This is a genomic window from Bradyrhizobium sp. 2TAF36, from assembly GCF_052114925.1.
Lineage (GTDB): Bacteria > Pseudomonadota > Alphaproteobacteria > Rhizobiales > Xanthobacteraceae > Bradyrhizobium > Bradyrhizobium barranii.
In genome coordinates this window covers 1-598 of record NZ_JBFRFR010000254.1, presented here as the reverse complement: position 1 = coordinate 598, position 598 = coordinate 1, and the positions used below count along the sequence as shown (strand labels likewise).

The window sequence follows — 598 nt, the reverse complement described above, 5'->3', positions numbered from 1 at the left end:
CCGAAGGTCGAGCCGCTTTTGCCCTGCCGTTTGGCAAACCGGGCATCAGGATCGTTTGAGGGGCGATCCTCCTTGGGCGGAGCCGAGACTGCCTGGATCAAGGTCGCATCCAGCATCGTGCCGCGCTTGAGGATSACGCCRGCATTCTCAAGCTGACGATCCARTTCGCCAAACAGCTTCTCCAGCAGGCCTTGTTCAACGAGCTGGTTCCGGAAGCGGTTCAGGACCGTRTGGTCGGGCGTCGCATCCTCAAGGCTCAAACCGACGAAGCGCTTGAACGACAACCGGTCGCCCAGCGCTTCCTCGAGTTCGCGCTCCGAAAGACCATACAGCGACTGCAACAGCACAGCACGAAACAGCACCAGCACCGGATAGCCTGGTCGACCGGGSCYCCCTTCATCCCGCAAATGGCCGATCAGCTTCTCGAACCGGTACCACTTGACCAGGCCAGCCAGCCGATCCAGCGCCGCATTGGCGCCGGCKCCCTTCGGCATCAGCGCTTCCACAAAGCTCGGCTGTCCCGTCCGCTTGACCGCCATCGCTACCCTCCAAGGCTTTGCCCTAGGGAATCACAATTGACGAATTACGCAACAGGCCC

At 61.4% G+C, this 598-nt stretch carries 1 protein-coding gene; it reads right to left on the bottom strand.

What is annotated here, in order from left to right; translation table 11 throughout:
* Positions 1 to 539: transposase (locus AB4Z51_RS45050; RefSeq protein WP_441499786.1), on the bottom strand; the 539-nt coding region annotated here is incomplete at its 3' end.
* Between the last annotated feature and the right edge of the window lie 59 nt (positions 540 to 598).